General features: G+C 70.6%; 16 protein-coding genes. 12 read left to right on the top strand and 4 right to left on the bottom strand.

Annotation, left to right across the window (positions count from 1 at the left end; translation table 11 throughout):
• From ACZ60X_RS24850 to ACZ60X_RS24835, 4 genes are all read left to right on the top strand, one after another.
• Positions 1-367, top strand: a 367-nt coding sequence (locus ACZ60X_RS24850) for a vitamin B12 dependent-methionine synthase activation domain-containing protein (protein ID WP_469602376.1), incomplete at its 5' end; no start/stop codon positions are given.
• 233 nt (positions 368-600) lie between these two features.
• The gene (locus ACZ60X_RS24845; RefSeq protein ID WP_469602374.1) at positions 601-1,314 is read left to right on the top strand and encodes an HAD family hydrolase; all 714 of its coding nucleotides are present in this window, start codon (positions 601-603) and stop codon (positions 1,312-1,314) included.
• Between the two features lie 430 nt (positions 1,315-1,744).
• Positions 1,745-3,349: an ABC transporter substrate-binding protein gene (locus tag ACZ60X_RS24840; RefSeq protein ID WP_469602371.1), complete on the top strand. Its 1,605-nt coding sequence runs from the start codon at positions 1,745-1,747 to the stop codon at positions 3,347-3,349.
• Positions 3,350-3,445: 96 nt separating this feature from the next.
• On the top strand, positions 3,446-5,026 hold the full coding sequence (locus ACZ60X_RS24835; RefSeq protein WP_469602368.1) for an ABC transporter substrate-binding protein: 1,581 nt from the start codon (positions 3,446-3,448) through the stop codon (positions 5,024-5,026).
• 70 nt (positions 5,027-5,096) lie between these two features.
• Here ACZ60X_RS24835 and ACZ60X_RS24830 read toward each other — a convergent pair whose 3' ends face one another.
• Together ACZ60X_RS24830 and ACZ60X_RS24825 are read right to left on the bottom strand one after the other, a co-directional pair.
• Entirely contained in the window at positions 5,097-5,768 is a 672-nt protein-coding gene (locus tag ACZ60X_RS24830; protein WP_071375780.1) for a response regulator, read from the bottom strand.
• Between the two features lie 14 nt (positions 5,769-5,782).
• The gene (locus tag ACZ60X_RS24825) at positions 5,783-6,673 is read right to left on the bottom strand and encodes a RecB family exonuclease (protein WP_469602365.1); all 891 of its coding nucleotides are present in this window, start codon (positions 6,671-6,673) and stop codon (positions 5,783-5,785) included.
• 199 nt (positions 6,674-6,872) lie between these two features.
• Between ACZ60X_RS24825 and ACZ60X_RS24820 the strand changes: the two genes are divergently transcribed.
• The 3 genes from ACZ60X_RS24820 to ACZ60X_RS24810 all read left to right on the top strand — a co-directional run bounded on the left by ACZ60X_RS24820 (position 6,873) and on the right by ACZ60X_RS24810 (position 10,228).
• Complete coding sequence (locus ACZ60X_RS24820; RefSeq protein ID WP_469602362.1) at positions 6,873-8,459, top strand: site-2 protease family protein; 1,587 nt, start codon at positions 6,873-6,875, stop codon at positions 8,457-8,459.
• 38 nt (positions 8,460-8,497) lie between these two features.
• The gene (locus ACZ60X_RS24815) at positions 8,498-9,400 is read left to right on the top strand and encodes a tRNA (adenine-N1)-methyltransferase (RefSeq protein ID WP_469602359.1); all 903 of its coding nucleotides are present in this window, start codon (positions 8,498-8,500) and stop codon (positions 9,398-9,400) included.
• A gap of 255 nt (positions 9,401-9,655) precedes the next feature.
• Positions 9,656-10,228: a hypothetical protein gene (locus tag ACZ60X_RS24810; protein WP_469602357.1), complete on the top strand. Its 573-nt coding sequence runs from the start codon at positions 9,656-9,658 to the stop codon at positions 10,226-10,228.
• A 35-nt stretch (positions 10,229-10,263) separates the two neighbouring features.
• Here ACZ60X_RS24810 and ACZ60X_RS24805 read toward each other — a convergent pair whose 3' ends face one another.
• Complete coding sequence (locus tag ACZ60X_RS24805; protein ID WP_469602355.1) at positions 10,264-10,566, bottom strand: ferredoxin; 303 nt, start codon at positions 10,564-10,566, stop codon at positions 10,264-10,266.
• A gap of 523 nt (positions 10,567-11,089) precedes the next feature.
• Between ACZ60X_RS24805 and arc the strand changes: the two genes are divergently transcribed.
• The 5 genes from arc (at position 11,090) to prcA (ending at position 16,879) form a co-directional block, all read left to right on the top strand.
• Complete coding sequence (gene arc / locus ACZ60X_RS24800) at positions 11,090-12,856, top strand: proteasome ATPase (RefSeq protein WP_469602352.1); 1,767 nt, start codon at positions 11,090-11,092, stop codon at positions 12,854-12,856.
• A 242-nt stretch (positions 12,857-13,098) separates the two neighbouring features.
• On the top strand, positions 13,099-14,610 hold the full coding sequence (dop, locus tag ACZ60X_RS24795; RefSeq protein ID WP_469602349.1) for a depupylase/deamidase Dop: 1,512 nt from the start codon (positions 13,099-13,101) through the stop codon (positions 14,608-14,610).
• A gap of 173 nt (positions 14,611-14,783) precedes the next feature.
• Entirely contained in the window at positions 14,784-15,002 is a 219-nt protein-coding gene (locus ACZ60X_RS24790) for a ubiquitin-like protein Pup (RefSeq protein WP_030608326.1), read from the top strand.
• Between the two features lie 202 nt (positions 15,003-15,204).
• Positions 15,205-16,050, top strand: coding sequence for a proteasome subunit beta (gene prcB / locus ACZ60X_RS24785; protein ID WP_469602346.1), 846 nt, complete (start codon positions 15,205-15,207; stop codon positions 16,048-16,050).
• Between the two features lie 64 nt (positions 16,051-16,114).
• Positions 16,115-16,879 carry a proteasome subunit alpha gene (gene prcA, locus ACZ60X_RS24780; RefSeq protein WP_469602343.1) on the top strand — a complete coding sequence of 255 codons (765 nt, stop codon included), beginning with the start codon at positions 16,115-16,117 and terminating at the stop codon, positions 16,877-16,879.
• Positions 16,880-17,184: 305 nt separating this feature from the next.
• Here the strand turns inward: prcA and ACZ60X_RS24775 are convergent, their stop codons facing one another.
• Positions 17,185-18,201 (bottom strand): LacI family DNA-binding transcriptional regulator, encoded by a 1,017-nt coding sequence (locus tag ACZ60X_RS24775; RefSeq protein WP_469602340.1) that lies wholly within the window; start codon positions 18,199-18,201, stop codon positions 17,185-17,187.
• Between the last annotated feature and the right edge of the window lie 36 nt (positions 18,202-18,237).

The following is an 18,237-nucleotide window of genomic DNA, read 5'->3' as shown; positions in this document are numbered from 1 at the left end:
TGAGGAGACCGCCAGGCTGTTCGAGGCCAACGCCTACCGCGACTACCTCGAACTCCACGGCCTGTCCGTGCAGTTGGCCGAGGCACTCGCCGAGTTCTGGCACGCCCGCGTCCGCGCCGAGCTGGGCTTCGCCGGTGAGGACCCGGCCGACATCGAGGACATGTTCGCCCTGAGGTACCGCGGCGCGCGCTTCTCCCTCGGCTACGGCGCCTGCCCGAACCTGGAGGACCGCGCCAAGATCGCCGAGCTGCTCCAGCCCGAGCGGATCGGGGTCCACCTGTCCGAGGAGTTCCAGCTGCACCCCGAGCAGTCCACGGACGCCATCGTGATCCACCACCCCGAGGCGAAGTACTTCAACGCCCGGTGAGCGGCGGCCCCTGCCGGCCGGGGGCCGTGCGGCGCGGTTTCCCGTGCCGTGGGGGCGTCGGCCGGGCGCACGCCTCAGGCCCTCTGGCCTGCGCCGGGGGTGTTTGCCGGGGTACCCCCTGACCCGAGTGGTAAACGAGGCGTTCCGGTCGCGCAGGACGTACACTTGTCGGCCCATCGCAGGCCGGTTCCCGCACGGGAACCGGCCTGCTCGTCCCTCAAGGAGGTGCGTGGATGACCAGTACGGTCCCCCGCCCGGTCCCCGCCCTGCGAACCCGTACGGCCCAGGACTCGGATCTGCAGGCGGTGCTCCTCGACATGGACGGCACCCTGGTGGACACCGAGGGATTCTGGTGGGACGTCGAGGTCGAGGTCTTCAGCGCGCTCGGCCACACCCTGGACGAGGCCTGGCGGCACGTCGTGGTCGGCGGACCCATGACCCGCAGCGCCGGCTTCCTCATCGAGGCCACCGGCGCCGACATCACCCTCGCCGAACTCAGCGTGCTGCTCAACGAGGGCTTCGAGGACCGCATCGGCCGCGCCCTGCCGCTGATGCCGGGCGCCGCCAGGCTGCTCGCCGAACTGCACGAGCAGGCCGTGCCCACGGCCCTGGTCTCGGCCTCCCACCGGCGCATCATCGACCGCGTGCTGGACATCCTCGGCCCGCAGCACTTCACCCTGTCCATCGCCGGTGACGAGGTCTCGCGCACCAAGCCCTACCCCGACCCCTATCTGCTCGCCGCGGCCGGGCTCGGCGCCGAGCCGGCCCGCTGCGCGGTCGTCGAGGACACCGCGACGGGGGTCGCCGCGGCCGAGGCCGCGGGCTGCCGTGTGGTCGCCGTACCGTCCGTCGCCCCCATCGCCCGGGCCGCCGGGCGCACCGTCGTGACCTCCCTGGAAGAGGTCGACCTGGCATTTCTGCGCGGCCTGATGACGGAAATGGGCTGACTGTTCACCCACCGTACAAACCCCATTGCCCCGCTGGACGAATATCCGGGGAAGTACCCGCGAGAGGAATTCACCCAGGCCTCCGCGGCCGAATTCCACTGATCGGCCACACAGTTGGAGTGTGACGTTCCCCACCCTGGCGGGCCTCGACAGCGTTGCCCGAGTGTGCTGAACGGTCCCGGCCGGGGGGAATCGGTGGTTCCTTGTGTCCCGATTGATGGAAAGCTGCACGAATCCTGTCGCTGTCGGGTTTTCTGTGCGTCCACGGCCGGTTCCGCTGCGTGATGGCGGGTCAACTCGCGCGGCCGTGAACCCCGCTGCGGGCGCGGACTAATCTCATCGCGAGAACATCGCCGCATCCCCCGCGTTTCCGCCGCACCACCCCGCGTGCCGGATACCCGGAACCGAACAGCTCTGGAGAAACTCCCGCATGAACCGCAAGACTTTGGTGCTGCCGGCGGTGGCCGGCCTGCTCACCCCGGTTCTCGCCGCGTGCGGCGGATCCGGCGGCGGGGGCAAGAGCGGCGACGCCATCGTCGTCGGCACCACGGACCGGTTCACCGCCACGAAGGACGCCCCAGCGCCCCTCGACCCCGCCTACGCCTACGACGTCGGCACCTGGAACGTCCTGCGTCAGACCCAGCAGACGCTGATGGCCCAGCCGAAGGGCGAGGGCGACCCCGTCCCGGACGCCGCCGAGAGCTGCGGCTTCACCGACAGCGGCAGCGAGCGCTACGCCTGCACGCTGCGCGACGGCCTGAAGTTCGCCAACGGCGACGCGGTGACCGCCGAGGACGTCAAGTACTCCATCGAGCGGGCGCTGCGCATCAAGGCCGACAGCGGTGTCGCCTCCCTGCTGAACACCATCCAGACGGTCGAGACCCAGGGCGACCGGCAGGTCATCTTCCACCTCAAGACGGCCGACGCCACCTTCCCGTACAAGCTGTCCACTCCGGTCGCGGGCATCGTCGACCCGAAGAACTACGACAAGGACAAGCTGCGCGACGGCTTCTCGGTGGACGGCTCCGGCCCCTACACCTTCCAGGCCGACGTCAAGGACAACGAGGTCGTCAGCGCCACCTTCACGAAGAACCCCTCGTACAAGGGCGCCGTGACGGTGAACAACAACAAGGTCGTGATGCGCTCCTACGACTCCGCCGCCGCCATGGGCACGGCGATCGGCAAGGGCGAGATCGACGTCATGACCCGCACCATGGACCCCGCGCAGATCCAGAAGCTGGACTCGGGCGGCTCCGCCAAGGTCGAGCTGGTCGACATGCCGGGCCTGGAGATCCGCTACCTGGCCTTCAACACCGACGCGCCCAGCGTGAAGTCGAAGGCCGTCCGCCAGGCCATGGCCCAGCTGATCAACCGCGGCGAACTGGTCTCCAAGGTCTACGGCACCCAGGCCGAGCCGCTGTACTCGCTCGTCCCGGCGACCATCACCGGCCACTCCAACTCGTTCTTCAACAAGTACGGCAACCCCAGCGTGGCCAAGGCGAAGGACCTGCTGACGCGGGCGGGCATCACCACCCCGGTGAAGCTGACGCTGCACTACACCACCGACCACTACGGCTCGGCGACGAAGCAGGAGTTCGACATCCTGCAGAAGCAGCTCAACGACAGCGGCCTGTTCGACGCCTCGGTCCAGGGCCACCCCTGGACCGAGTTCCGGCCCGCCGAGAAGAAGGGCCAGTACGACGTCTACGGCATGGGCTGGTTCCCCGACTTCCCCGACGCCGACAACTTCCTCGCGCCGTTCCTCGACGAGAACAACACCCTCGGCTCGCCGTACTCCAACACCACCATCGAGCACACGCTGATCCCCGCCTCCCGCCGCGAGGCCGACCGGCTCAGCGCCTCCAAGAGCCTGACCCAGATCCAGGACATCGTCGCCGACGACGTCCCGATCCTGCCGCTGTGGCAGGGCAAGCAGTACGTCGCCGCACGGGACGACATCACGGGTGTCTCCTATGCCCTCAACTCGTCCTCGACACTTCAGCTGTGGGAGCTGGGCCGCGGTGTGAGCGGCTGACGGCTCTCCTCATCCGGGGGCCAGGGACGGCTGCCCCGGGCCCCGGGGCCAGGACGGCGGCCCCGGGGTGACGGAACCGACGACAAGGCACATGCAGTGAACATGCGCAACCAGTGGCCAGTTCTGCCCATCGTGGCGGGACTGGCCTCCGGCCTTTTGACCGGCTGCGGATCGGAGAGCGGTGATTCCGGGGGTACCGGCTCTTCCGTGGTGATGGGGATGTCCGACGACGTCCTCGCCACGGACCCCGCATCCGGCTACGACCCCGGTTCCTGGCTGTTGTTCGACAACGTCTTCCAGTCGCTGCTCAGTTTCCCGAAGGGAGGCACCGAGCCCCAGCCCGAACTGGCGAAGCAGTGCGGCTTCACCGACGGACGGGCCATGGTCTACCGGTGCGAACTGAAGGACGGCCTGACGTTCAGCAACGGTGACGCCCTCACCTCGCAGGACGTGAAGTTCTCCTTCGACCGCATGCTGAAGATCAACGACTCGTCCGGGCCCGCGATCATGTTCCCGATGCTCGGCTCGGTCGACACCCCGGACGCGAAGACGGTCGTCTTCCGTCTGAAGGTCCCCGACGCCACCTTCCCCAGCAAGCTCGCCTCCGGCGCCGGCTCCATCGTGGACCACCGCCAGTACGCCGCGAACTCCTTGCGCACCGACCACAAGGCCGTCGGCTCGGGCCCCTACAAGCTGGACTCCTTCGGCCAGGACAAGGCGGTCTTCTCGGTCAACACCCGCTACAAGGGCACCGCGAAGGTCAAGAACTCCGGTGTCACCCTGAAGTTCTTCCACGGCGACCGCGCCGCCCTGAAGAAGGCCCTCCTCGACGGCGGCGTCGACCTCGCCTACCGAGGCCTCTCCGCCTCCGACATCGCCGGCCTCGACAAGCAGGGCGGCAGCAAGGGCGTCAACGTCATCGAGGGCAGCAGCGCCGAGGTCCAGCACCTGGTCTTCAACATGAAGGACCCGGTCGCCGGCAAGCTCGGCGTCCGCAAGGCCATGGCCTACCTCGTCGACCGCGATGCCCTCATCAAGAATGTCTACCAGGGCACCGCGACCCCGCTGTACTCGATCATCCCGGCGGGCATCGTCGGCCACAACACGGCCTTCTTCGACACCTACGGCGCCCGCCCCTCCCGGGCCAGGGCCGCCGAGGCCCTGCGCGCCGCCGGCATCACCGGCAAGGTCAAGATCACCCTGTGGTCCACGCCGTCGCGCTACGGCCCCGCCACCGACGACGAGTTGAAGGCCATCGCCGGACAGCTCAACGCCAGCGGCCTGTTCGACGCCGACGTCAGGTCGGTCGCCTTCGACCAGTACGAGAAGGACATCGCCGCCGGCAAGTACGGCGTGTATGTGAAGGGCTGGGTACCGGACTACCCGGACGCGGACAACTTCACGGCCCCCTTCTTCGGCAAGGGCAACGTGCTGGACAACAACTACAGCAACGGCGCCATCACCGGCACGCTCATCCCGAAGACCGCCGCGCAGAGAGACCGCGCCGCCACCGACAAGGACTTCGGCACGCTCCAGGACATCGTCGCCGCCGAACTGCCCGTCCTGCCCGTCTGGCAGGCCAAGCAGTACGCGGTGGCCCGTGACGGGGCCTACGGGCTGGAGTACTGCCTGGACGCCTCGACGGTGTTCCGGTTCTGGGAACTCAGCAAGGGCTGAGCGGTACGGACGCGAAGGGCGCCGCCCTCTCCCGCGGAGGCGGCGGCGCCCTTCGCCGTGTCCGGGCCGCCTACTGCGCGCCAGGACGCACGAGCCCGCTCTCGTACGCGTACACCGCGGCCTGCACCCGGTCCCTCAGGCCCAGCTTGGTGAGCACATGCCCGACGTGCGTCTTGACCGTCGTCTCGCTGACGAACAGATCGGCGGCGATCTCCGCGTTGGACAGCCCGCGCGCCACCAGCTTCAGCACCTCCACCTCACGGTCGGTGAGGGTGTGCAGGGTGTCCGGCACGGGCTCCTCGCCGGAGGGCAGATGCGTGGCGTACTTGTCCAGCAGCCGGCGCGTGATGCTCGGCGCCAGCATCGCCTCGCCGGCCGCGACCACGCGGATCGCCTGCACCAGCTCGTTGGCCGGGGCGTCCTTCAGCAGGAAGCCGCTGGCTCCGGCGCGCAGCGCCTCGACCACGTACTCGTCGAGGTCGAACGTGGTCAGCACGAGCACCTTCGCCGGTCCGGACCGGTCGGGACCGGTGATCTGCCGGGTCGCCTCCACACCGTCCATCCGCGGCATACGGATGTCCATCAGCACGACGTCCGGCTGCAGGGCCCGCACCTGATCGAGGGCCTGCAGGCCGTCACCGGCCTCGCCCACGACCGCGAGGTCCTGCTCGGCCTCCAGGATCATCCGGAAACCCGTACGCAGCAGGGGCTGGTCGTCGACCAGTAGGACACGGATGGCCACGTGACACTCCTTCGCTAGTCCGGGCCCATTCTGCCCTGCGCCCCGGCCTCCGGGCCCGCCGCCCTCACCGGCAGCGGATAGGGCGGGGGAGTGCCCCCGAACTCCGGGCAGTGCGCCTGGTGATCGCACCAGCCGCACAGCTTGGTCGGGCGGGGCCGCCACTGGCCGGTCTCCGTGGCCTGCCGGATGGCCTCCCACAACGCGTGCAGCTTGCGCTCCACACGCTCCAGGTCCGCGGGAACCGGGTCGTACGTCAGCACGTCCCCGCTGCCGAGGTAGACGAGCTGCAGCCGGCGCGGCACGACCTGCTTCAGCCGCCACACCACCAGGGCGTAGAACTTCATCTGGAACAGCGCGCCCTCGGCGTACTCGGGCCTGGGCGCCTTGCCCGTCTTGTAGTCGACGATCCGCACCTCACCGGTCGGCGCGACGTCCACGCGGTCGATGATCCCGCGCAGCCGCAGCCCCGACTCCAGCTCGGCCTCGACGAACAGCTCCCGCTCGGCGGGCTCCAGGCGCGTCGGATCCTCCAGCGTGAACCAGCGCTCCACCAGCCGCTCGGCCTCCCCGAGCCAGCGCGCCAGCCGCTCGCCCTCCGGGTCGTCGGCGAACAGCTCCGTCACCTCCGGCCGGCTCTCCCGCAGCCGGTCCCACTGGCCCGGGATGAGCGACTTGGCCCGCGGCGCGGTGCGCTCCACCGCCGGCGCGTCGAACAGCCGCTCCAGCACGGCGTGCACCAGCGTGCCTCTCGTCGCCGCCTCGCTCGGCTTCTCCGGCAGCCGGTCGATCACCCGGAACCGGTACAGCAGCGGACACTGCATGAAATCGCCGGCCCGGGAGGGCGACAGGGAGGTGGGCGCCATGGCGACGGGTGCGGCCGCCGTGTCCTCGAAGCTGCTGTCCATGCCCACAGACCTTACGGCCCGCCACTGACAGTGACCCGGTCGCCGTCCGCGCCGCCCCGCGACCACGGGGCGAAGTCAACGCGACCACGGGGCGAAGTCAAGGGGTGCCGGGGCGGAACACGCCACCACGGCCGCATACCATCGACCTCAGAACCTTTCGGCCGGCAGGTGCGGAAGACGCTTCGAACGAGGGGACACCGTGGACGTGAGCGGCGGGAGCGGGCAGCCGCGGCCCGGCAACGACGAGCCGGCCGAGCACCCCGCGGGTCCTACGGCCCCGACGACCGACCCCGCCGACCGGCTCCCGGACCCCCACCCTCCTGCGACCGCCCCCACCGAGGGCGCACCGGAACCCGCCGGGGACAGCGCCCCCCGGGGCGAAGACGCCGCGGACGCGGGCACTGGTGGGGCCGAAGCCCGGTCCGGGGGCACCGGCACCGGTCCCGACGGCAGCCGCCCCGCCCCCGGCAGCGCCCCGGCCGACCCCGCCGGTGTCGCCGACCCGCCGAGCACCCCCACCGACCACCCCGCTGCCCCCACCGACCGGTCCCCCCACGCGGACCGCTCCGAACACCGCTCCCTCGCCCACTCCGGTATCGCCAAGGGGGAGCCGCCGCAGCCGCGGCCCAAGGAGCCGGGCGGGGGCATCCTCATGGGGCGGCCCTTCGGGGTGCCGGTGTACGTGGCGCCCAGCTGGTTCCTCGTCGCCGCGCTGATCACCTGGGTCTTCGGCGGCCAGCTCGACCGCGTGCTGCCCGAGCTGGGCGCCGCCCGCTACCTGGTCTCCCTGTTCTTCGCGGTCGCGTTCTACGCCTCCGTCCTGGTCCACGAACTGGCCCACACGGTCGCCGCGATCCGCTTCAAGCTCCCGGTCCGCCGCATCCAGCTGCAGTTCTTCGGCGGTGTCTCCGAGATCGAGAAGGAGGCCGAGACCCCGGGCCGCGAGTTCGTGCTGGCCTTCGTCGGGCCCCTGCTCTCCCTCGTCCTCTCCGGGGTGTTCTACCTCGCGATGCGGCCCTTCGAGCCCCGCTCCGTCCCCGGTGTCCTGCTCGCCGGGCTGATGATCTCCAACCTGATCGTGGCGGTCTTCAACCTCCTGCCCGGCCTGCCCCTCGACGGCGGCCGCATGCTCCGCGCCGTCGTCTGGAAGATCACCGACCGGCCGATGAGCGGCACCGTCGCCGCCGCCTGGGTCGGCCGCGCGCTCGCCGTCGCCGTCCTGATCGGGCTGCCGCTGCTCAACCAGTCCGGCGCGCTCGGCGGCGACGGCACCCAGGCGGGCGGCATGGACACCGTCACCGACGCCCTGCTCGCCGCCATCCTCGCCGCCATCATCTGGACCGGCGCCGGCAACAGCCTGCGCATGGCCCGGCTGCGCGAGCACCTCCCCGAGCTGCGCGCCCGTACCCTCACCCGGCGTGCCGTGCCGGTCGAGACCGACACCCCGCTCTCGGAGGCCCTGCGCCGCGCCAACGCGGCCGGCGCCCGGGCCCTGGTCGTGGTGGACGCCCACGGCAACCCGGTCTCCCTGGTCCGCGAGGCCGCCATCGTCGGCGTACCCGAACACCGCCGCCCCTGGGTCGCGGTCAGCGGCCTCGCCCAGGACCTCACCGAGGGCATGCGCGTCTCCGCCGAGCTGGCCGGCGAGGACCTCCTCGACGTCCTGCGGGCCACCCCGGCCACCGAGTACCTGGTCGTCGAGGAGACCGGCGAGATCTACGGCGTCCTGTCGGCGGCGGACGTCGAGCGCGCCTTCGTGAAGGCGATGGCCCGCCCGTCCGCCTAGTGGTCGGCGGGCCCCGCCGGGGCCGGTAGTCTGGTCACATGTCCGAACCGACCGGTGCCGCCCGCAGGCGCGGGCCCTTCAAGGTCGGGGACCAGGTACAGCTGACCGACCCCAAGGGCCGCCACTACACGTTCACGCTCGAAGCAGGGAAGAACTTCCACACCCACAAGGGCTCCTTCCCGCACGACGAACTGATCGGCGCTCCCGAGGGCAGCGTTGTCCGCACCACCGGCAACGTGGCCTACCTCGCGCTGCGCCCCCTGCTCCCCGACTACGTCCTGTCCATGCCCCGCGGGGCAGCCGTCGTCTACCCGAAGGACGCGGGGCAGATCCTCGCCTTCGCCGACATCTTCCCCGGCGCGCGCGTCGTGGAGGCCGGTGTCGGCTCCGGCTCGCTCAGCAGCTTCCTGCTGCGCGCCATCGGCGACCAGGGCATGCTGCACTCCTACGAGCGCCGCGAGGACTTCGCCGAGATCGCGCGGGCGAACGTGGAGCGCTACTTCGGCGGCCCGCACCCCGCCTGGCAGCTCACCGTCGGCGACCTGCAGGACAACCTCTCCGACACCGACGTCGACCGCGTCATCCTCGACATGCTCGCCCCCTGGGAGTGCCTGGAGGCCGTCTCCAAGGCGCTCGTCCCCGGCGGCATCCTGTGCGCTTACGTGGCCACCACCACCCAGCTCGCCCGGACCGTGGAGTCCATCCGGGAGATCGGCTGCTTCAACGAGCCGACCGCCTGGGAGACCATGATCCGCAACTGGCACATCGAGGGCCTGGCGGTCCGCCCGGACCACCGGATGATCGGCCACACCGGCTTCCTGCTCACCGCCCGCCGCCTCGCGGACGGCGTCGAGCCGCCCATGCGCCGCCGCCGCCCCGCCAAGGGCGCGTACGGCGAGGACTACGCCGGGCCGAACGCCGACGGCGGCGCCGGCCGCTGACCGACCGCGCGCAGCACCGCGCATCAGCTCAACGCGAGGGCGCCGTGCCCGAGTTCCCCGCTCCGGCGGGAACTCGGGCACGGCGCCTGTGCGTTGACGCGGTGCCAGGAGTGCCGGCCCCGCGGTGCGCACCGCCCACGCGCGCGCGGGTGCCGCGCCCACGGCAATCCCGGACCCCGCCGTTCCCCCGCACTGTGACGTGTGGCACCATGCAGGCCACCCCCACCGGCACAGCCCTCACAGGAGACACTCCTCGTGCAGCAATCCGCCGTTCCGGAGCTCGCCCACACCCAGACCAGGCCCATCCACTGGGTCGCCACCGCCACGGCCGTCGCCGGGGTCATGGCGCTCTCCTCCGTCGTGCAGCCCGGCTCCGCCACGGCCGCCACCGGCACCCAGCCCAAGACCGCCCACGCGGCCGTCGCACCGCCCGGCACCACCGGCGTGGCCTTCCCGCTGGACTGCGGTCCGGTGAAGGCGGTGGTCGCGAAGCAGGCCAGTGGAGACCTGGACGGCGACGGCAGACCGGAGACGGTCGCGGTGGTGCACTGCGACACCGCCATGGGTACCCCGCCGGACGGGGTCTACGTCGTCACCCGCCCGTCCGACGGCGGCAGGCCGCGGGTCGTCGCCACCCTCGTGAGCCCCCGGGACCGGCTCACCGTCACCGGCTTCTCCCTGCGCGCGGGTACGGTCGGCGCCACCCTGCTCGGCTACTCCTCGGCCTCCGTGCCCAACTGCTGCCCGGACGTGAAGACCCAGGTCAGCTGGAGGTGGAGCGGCAACGCGTTCGTCCGCTCCACGCCCGCCGACGCCCACAGCGTCTGACCCGCGCCGTGGCGGTACACGGGCCCGGCGGGGACTCAGTCCGCGTCGGGCCCGTACACCTCGACCCTGTCCGAAACACGTCGCACATGGATGCACTCGCCCGGACACTCCTTCGCCGAGTCCACCACGTCCGCGAGCAGCGGCAGCGGCACCGGCGTCGTCGCGCCCGCGCTCTGCAGCAGCTCGTCGTCCGCGCCCTTGACATAGGCGAGCCCGTCGATGTCCAGCTCGAACACCTCGGGGGCGTACTGGGCGCAGATCCCGTCGCCGGTACACAGGTCCTGGTCGATCCAGACCTCCAGCGCCTCGCCGCCCGGGGCCTCCTGCTGCACGGTCACCTCTCCTGCCGTTCCGGTTCGCCGGGCGGTCCGGGCGGCGCGGGCGCCAGCCGGGTCCGCTCCAGCGGCTGTTGAAGACCCCTCGACCCTACCTCCGGCGCTTTCGGGCCTCCTTCCGCCGGTGACATGGTTTCCGCCCGATCGTGCCCGGGTACGAGCGCCCGACCAGGACAGGGGAGTCCCGGCCAGGGGAACGGCCACTTCAGGCCGCACCGGCGGTGACACCGTCCGCCCGTACCGTCGCTCTGCGTGATGGCCGCGCGAGCGTACTGCGGGCTGCCCGCATACGGCCCGACCGGCCCGGAGCGGACAACTCCGGCCAGCTTTGAAGGAATTCGACCACGCGATGCCTGGAACAAGCTGCTTCCCCATCACGTTGAGTGGGTATCCCCTCCGTGCGAGGGAGAGCGCACCGGGTGACCGACGACACACCTTGACAGTCTTGGTGATCTAGGGGTTTCAATCGACACCCACCCAGGTAGGGTCTGGAAGCGTCCAGCTCCCCTTGGAGGAGGTGAGGACCGTGGCAGCCCACGACGACGACATGAACCGCGGCATCCGCCCGGGACGAGGGTCCGACGACCCGGCCGGGCAGATCGCCTACCTTGAGCAGGAGATCGCCGTCCTGCGACGCAAGCTCGCCGACTCTCCGCGACACACGAGGATTCTCGAAGAGCGGATCGTCGAGCTGCAGACCAACCTGGCCGGCGTGTCCGCCCAGAACGAACGGCTGGCCAACACCCTCCGCGAGGCCCGCGACCAGATCGTGGCCCTCAAGGAAGAGGTCGACCGGCTCGCCCAGCCGCCGGCCGGCTTCGGAGTCTTCCTGCAGGCGAACGAGGACGGCACCGCCGACATCTTCACCGGCGGCCGCAAGCTCCGGGTGAACGTGAGCCCGGGCGTCGACCTCGACGACCTGCGGCGCGGCCAGGAAGTCATGCTCAACGAAGCGCTCAACGTGGTCGAGGCCATGGAGTTCGAGCGCGTCGGCGACATCGTGACCCTCAAGGAGATCCTGGAGGACGGCGAGCGCGCCCTCGTCCTGGGACACACCGACGAGGAGCGGGTGGTGCGGCTCGCCGAGCCGCTCCTGGACGTCACCATCCGCGCCGGCGACGCCCTGCTGCTCGAACCCCGCTCCGGCTACGTCTACGAGGTCGTGCCCAAGAGCGAGGTCGAAGAACTCGTCCTCGAAGAGGTCCCGGACATCGGCTACGACCAGATCGGCGGCCTCGGCAACCAGATCGAGGCCATCCGCGACGCGGTCGAGCTGCCGTACCTCTACCCGGACCTGTTCAAGGAGCACGAGCTGCGCCCGCCCAAGGGCGTGCTGCTCTACGGCCCGCCCGGCTGCGGCAAGACGCTCATCGCCAAGGCCGTCGCGAACTCGCTGGCCAAGAAGGTCGCCGAGGTCACCGGCCAGGCCGCCGGCAAGAGCTTCTTCCTGAACATCAAGGGTCCCGAGCTGCTCAACAAGTACGTCGGCGAGACCGAGCGGCAGATCCGCCTCGTCTTCCAGCGCGCACGCGAGAAGGCCAGCGAGGGCACCCCGGTCATCGTCTTCTTCGACGAGATGGAGTCCCTCTTCCGCACCCGTGGCTCCGGCGTCAGCTCGGACGTGGAGAACACCATCGTCCCGCAGCTGCTCGCCGAGATCGACGGCGTGGAGGGCCTGCAGAACGTGGTCGTGATCGGCGCCTCCAACCGCGAGGACATGATCGACCCCGCCATCCTGCGCCCCGGCCGGCTCGATGTGAAGATCAAGATCGAGCGTCCGGACGCCGAGGCGGCCAAGGACATCTTCGGCAAGTACCTCACCGAGCGCCTGCCGCTGCACGCCGACGACCTCGGCGAGCACGGCGGCGACAAGGCCACCACCGTCCAGAGCATGATCCAGACGGCGGTCGAGCAGATGTACGCCGAGTCCGAGGAGAACCGCTTCCTGGAGGTCACCTACGCCAACGGCGACAAGGAAGTCCTCTACTTCAAGGACTTCAACTCCGGCGCCATGATCGAGAACATCGTGGGCCGCGCCAAGAAGATGGCGATCAAGGACTTCCTGGAGAAGAGCCAGAAGGGCCTTCGCGTCTCCCACCTGCTCCAGGCCTGTGTGGACGAGTTCAAGGAGAACGAGGACCTGCCCAACACCACCAACCCGGACGACTGGGCCCGGATCTCCGGAAAGAAGGGCGAGCGGATCGTGTACATCCGTACGCTCATCACCGGAAAGCAGGGCGCGGACACCGGACGCTCCATCGACACGGTGGCGAACACCGGTCAGTACCTGTAAAGACAGGGCGGCTGCGGGTGCCCTCGGCGGGTACCCGCAGCCCTCTGTTTTTCCGGCCACGACCGGCCACGACCGGAGCAGGCAATGACGCAAATGATCTCCCCACCAGCGCAAAGGCGTTCTAGGCTCGTTCCTGCCGCCGAGTCGCGCCGTGCGGGGACGGGCACCGCGCACGCACCGGGGCTCCGGTGGCACGTGAGCGGCGCCCACGACCGAGGGTGCCGCCGGGCAAGGAGGGCCGCATGACCGTACGGCGAGTAATGGGCATCGAGACGGAGTACGGGATCTCCGTCCCCGGCCACCCCAACGCCAATGCCATGCTCACCTCGTCCCAGATCGTCAACGCCTACGCGGCGGCGATGCACCGGGCCCGCCGGGCCCGCTGGGACTTCGAGGAGGAGAATCCGCTGCGGGACGCGCGGGGCTTCGACCTCGCCAGGGAGGCCGCCGACGCCAGCCAGCTCACCGACGAGGACATCGGCCTCGCCAACGTGATCCTCACCAACGGCGCACGGCTGTACGTCGACCACGCCCACCCCGAGTACAGCGCCCCCGAGGTGACCAACCCGCGCGACGCCGTCCTGTGGGACAAGGCCGGCGAGCGGATCATGGCCGAAGCCGCCGAGCGGGCCGCGCAGCTGCCCGGCGCCCAGCCGATCCACCTCTACAAGAACAACACCGACAACAAGGGCGCCTCCTACGGCACGCACGAGAACTACCTGATGAAGCGGGAAACCCCCTTCTCGGACATCGTGCGGCACCTGACGCCCTTCTTCGTCTCCCGTCAGGTCTTCGCCGGGGCGGGCCGCGTCGGCATCGGCCAGGACGGGCACGAGCACGGCTTCCAGCTGAGCCAGCGCGCGGACTACTTCGAGGTCGAGGTCGGCCTGGAGACGACCCTCAAGCGCCCGATCATCAACACCCGCGACGAGCCGCACGCGGACGCCGAGAAGTACCGGCGACTGCATGTGATCATCGGCGACGCGAACCTCTCGGAGATCTCGACCTATCTGAAGCTGGGGACGACCGCCCTGGTGCTGTCGATGATCGAGGACGGCTTCATCGCGGTGGACCTCGCGGTCGACCAGCCCGTGCGCACCCTCCACCAGGTCTCGCACGACCCCGGCCTCAAGCGCCTGGTCACGCTGCGCAGCGGCCGCACACTCACCGCGGTCCAGCTGCAGATGGAGTACTACGAGCTGTCCCGCAAGTACGTGGAGGAGCGCTACGGCGCCGACGCGGACGAGCAGACGAAGGACGTCCTGACCCGCTGGGAGGACACGCTCAACCGGCTGGAGAACGATCCCATGAGCCTGGCCGGCGAGCTGGACTGGGTCGCCAAGCGGGAGCTGATGGAGGGCTACCGCCGCCGGGACGGCCTCGACTGGGACGCGGCCCGGCTGCATCTGGTCGACCTCCAGTACGCCGACGTGCGCGCCGAGAAGGGCCTGTACAACCGGCTGGCGGCCCGGGGACGCGTGAAGCGGCTGCTGGACGAGGCCGAGGTGGAGCGGGCCCGTACGAAGCCGCCGGAGGACACGCGCGCGTACTTCCGCGGCCGCTGCCTGGAGCAGTACGCGGACGACGTGGCCGCCGCGAGCTGGGACTCGGTCATCTTCGACCTGCCGGGCCGGGACTCGCTGCAGCGCGTCCCAACCCTGGAACCACTACGCGGAACGCGAAATCACGTCAAGGAGCTGCTGGACCGCTGCCGCACGGCGGAAGACCTGGTCAGGGTCCTGTCGGGCGGCTGAGCACGGCCGGCGGGGTACCCGGACCGCACCGGGTGGGCAGGGTGGAAATGCGCCCGCCCGGGAATCATCGAGGTGGCCCCCGCACGTTGTGGAAACTGCGGGGCCGATGTCGGACCCGGCTTGTAGGGTCTGATCATCACCGATCGGCAGGCGAACTGAGCGGGGTGAGGGTTATGGCAACGAAGGACACCGGCGGCGGCCAGCAGAAGGCCACACGCTCCACCGAGGAAGTCGAGGAGCAGGCGCAGGACGCGCAGGCCTCCGAGGACCTCAAGGAGCGCCACGAGAAGCTGTCCGACGACGTGGACTCCGTCCTGGACGAGATCGACGACGTCCTGGAGGAGAACGCCGAGGACTTCGTGCGCTCCTTCGTGCAAAAGGGCGGACAGTAGCCCGTCCTTGCCTTCGAATCAAAGGTTCGAGGGTGGGGGAGTCGTGAGTGGCCGATGAGCGGACGACGAAGCGCTGCTCGCGGCCGGACAAGTCCGGGCCGCGGGCAGTCTTCGTTTCCCGTACCGGCTTCGGCCGGGCATGTGGATCACCGCCGGGACCCGGGTAGGGTCCGTGCTATATCGCTTAGTTGGAAGGAAACTTGTGGAAGCCAATACTCGTGGCACCGGGCGTCTACCAGCAGCCTTCCTGACGCCAGGCTCTTCTTCGTTCATGGACTTCCTCTCCGAGCACCAGCCCGAGCTGCTGCCGGGCAACCGCCGGCTGCCGCCCACACAGGGCGTGCTGGAGGCGCCGCACGGTACGACCATCGTGGCCGTGACGTTCCCCGGCGGCGTGGTGCTCGCCGGTGACCGCCGGGCCACGATGGGCAACGTCATCGCCCAGCGGGACATCGAGAAGGTCTTCCCGGCGGACGAGTACTCCGCGGTGGGCATCGCCGGCACCGCCGGTCTGGCCGTCGAGATGGTCAAGCTCTTCCAGCTGGAGCTGGAGCACTTCGAGAAGGTCGAGGGCGCCCAGCTCTCCCTGGAGGGCAAGGCCAACCGGCTGTCGACGATGATCCGCTCCAACCTCGGCATGGCCATGCAGGGCCTCGCCGTGGTCCCCCTCTTCGCCGGCTACGACGTGGACCGCGAGAAGGGACGGATCTTCTCCTACGACGTCACGGGCGGGCGCAGCGAGGAGCACAACTTCGCGGCGACGGGCTCCGGCTCGATCTTCGCGCGCGGTGCGATGAAGAAGCTGTTCCGTGACGACCTCACCGAGGAGCAGGCCACCACTTTGGTGGTCCAGGCCCTCTACGACGCGGCAGACGACGACTCGGCGACCGGCGGTCCCGATGTCGCCCGCCGGATCTACCCGATCATCACCGTGATCACCGAGGACGGCTTCCGCCGGCTCAGCGAGGACGAGGCCTCCGAGCTCTCCCGCGCGGTGCTCCAGCGCCGCCTGGAGGAGCCCGACGGCCCCAAGGCCGCCCTGCTCTGAAGCAGCGGACCCCGGTTCTTATCAAGGTGATCCAGTGACCATGACAGAAAGGGACGGATAACCGGTGTCGACGCCGTTCTATGTCTCACCCCAGCAGGCCATGGCCGACCGGGCCGAGTACGCCCGCAAGGGCATCGCCCGCGGCCGCAGCCTGGTCGTGCTGCAGTACGCCGACGGCATCGTGTTCGTCGGTGAGAACCCGTCCCGCGCGCTGCACAAGTTCAGCGAGATCTACGACCGGATCGGCTTCGCGGCCGCCGGCAAGTACAACGAGTACGAGAACCTGCGCATCGGCGGCGTCCGCTACGCCGACCTGCGCGGCTACACCTACGACCGCGACGACGTCACCGCCCGCGGCCTCGCCAACGTCTATGCCCAGACGCTGGGCACGATCTTCTCCTCGGCCGCCGAGAAGCCGTACGAGGTGGAGCTCGTCGTCGCCGAGGTGGGGGAGACCCCCGAGGGCGACCAGATCTACCGGCTGCCGCACGACGGCTCGATCGTGGACGAGCACGGCTCGGTCGCGGTCGGCGGCAACGCGGAGCAGATCAGCACCTACCTGGACCGCGAGCACCGGGAGGGCATGACCCTGGCCGAGGGGCTGAAGCTCGCCGTCAAGGCCCTGTCCCGCGAGCCCAACGGCACCCAGCGGGAGATCCCCGCCGAGCGCCTGGAGGTCGCGGTGCTGGACCGCACGCGTCCGCAGAAGCGCAAGTTCAAGCGCATCGTCGGCCGCCAGCTCGCCCGCCTGCTGGAGGCGGACGGCGCGGCCACCGAGGCGGAGAGCGCCGAGGAGCCAGGGGAGGGCGAGGAGTCCGGGGAGGAGTAGCCCGCCCCCTCTCCCGCTCAGCGAGGTGCTCCGGCCGTACTGCCTGTCCTGGCCGGGGCACTCTCTCCCGTAGCCCGCCGTAGCCTCGGCGCCCGCTGCTGCCGGCCGCCCTGCGCGAGCACGCCCGTGAGCACGGCATGCAGAGCCTGATCGTCTGGCCGTCGGAACGCAGCGTCCGGCTCCAGTGCCGCTCCGGCTTCGCGCCGTCGGCCGAGGTGCCGGAGAGCCGCTGAACGCTGCGCGCAGAGGGCCGTGGGTTCGCCGTGGCCGCATGACGGACGCAGCCTCGCGCCCCTTCGGGGCGCTCAGTCGCCGCGTGGCGGCGCCGTGGAGCCCCGGACGACCAAGTGGACCGGGATGTCCCCGCCCTCGGGCACAGCGCCTTCCAGGACGGCCAGCAGGGCCCGCATGCCACGCTCGCCGAACAGCTCGGCGTCGAGTCGTACCGTCGTCAGCTCTGGGTCGATCGCGGTGGCCAGGGCGAGGTCGTCGAGGCCGGTGACCGAGATGTCGTCCGGGATGCGCAGGCCCAACCGGCGCACGGCCTTGTAGGCCCCGGCGGCGAGCTTGTCGTCGTCGCACACCACGGCGGTGGGACGCGGGCCGGGGGCGGTGAGCGCGGCCTCGGTGGCGGCCAGGGCGCCCTCGATGGAGATGGGGGCGCGGGCGGTGCGCACCTCGGTGCCGGGCACGGCCGCCATGCGCGCGGCCAGCTCCCGCGCGCGCAGTTCGAAGGTCCAGGACGGCACGTCGGCGGCGAGATGCAGCACCCGGCGGTGGCCGAGGCCCAGCAGATGCTCGGTGACCTGCCGGACACCGTCGGCGATGTCCAGGTTGACCGTCGCGGCGCCGGTGCTGCCCTCCGGGTCGCTGTCGAGCATGACCAGGGGCAGCTGGTCGCCCCGGATCGCGGTGAGCGCGTCGGCGGCCATCGAGGAGGCGATGACGCCGTCCAGGGCGGCCTGCGCCGAGGCGAAGGGGTCCCGGGCCGGGCCGATGCCCTCGGGGGAGGGGTACAGGACGACGCCGAAGCCGTGCTCGGCGGCCACGCGCGCGGCACCCGTGTAGACGCCGGCGAAGAACTCCGTGGTCAGGGCGGGGACGACGAGCAGGACCGTGCGGGTGCGGCCGAGGCGGAGGTTGCGGGCGGCGAGGTTGGGCCGGTACCCCAGGGCGCGCGCGGCCCCGCGGACCCGCTCGGCGGTGGCCTCGGAGACCCGGCCGCGCCACTTGTCGCCCAGCACGAGCGAGACGGCGGCCTGCGAGACCCCGGCCGCCTGGGCGACGTCACGGCTGGTCGGGCGCGTGCTGCTGTGTGCCACCGTGTGACTGCTCCCTCGCCTGGACGTCCGAACAGC

The organism is Streptomyces sp. NPDC104106 (genome assembly GCF_055584345.1).
Note: the sequence above shows the minus strand (reverse complement) of the source record. Positions and strands in the feature narration are given on the sequence as shown.

Excerpts from the sequence above, each read along its gene's own strand:
- ACZ60X_RS24825 (WP_469602365.1), bottom strand. The coding sequence starts at position 6,673 with ATGGACAGCAGCTTCGAGGACACGGCGGCCGCACCCGTCGCCATGGCG.
- ACZ60X_RS24815 (WP_469602359.1), top strand. The coding sequence starts at position 8,498 with ATGTCCGAACCGACCGGTGCCGCCCGCAGGCGCGGGCCCTTCAAGGTC.
- dop (WP_469602349.1), top strand. The coding sequence starts at position 13,099 with ATGACCGTACGGCGAGTAATGGGCATCGAGACGGAGTACGGGATCTCC.
- ACZ60X_RS24790 (WP_030608326.1), top strand. The coding sequence starts at position 14,784 with ATGGCAACGAAGGACACCGGCGGCGGCCAGCAGAAGGCCACACGCTCC.
- ACZ60X_RS24840 (WP_469602371.1), top strand. The coding sequence starts at position 1,745 with ATGAACCGCAAGACTTTGGTGCTGCCGGCGGTGGCCGGCCTGCTCACC.
- ACZ60X_RS24845 (WP_469602374.1), top strand. The coding sequence starts at position 601 with ATGACCAGTACGGTCCCCCGCCCGGTCCCCGCCCTGCGAACCCGTACG.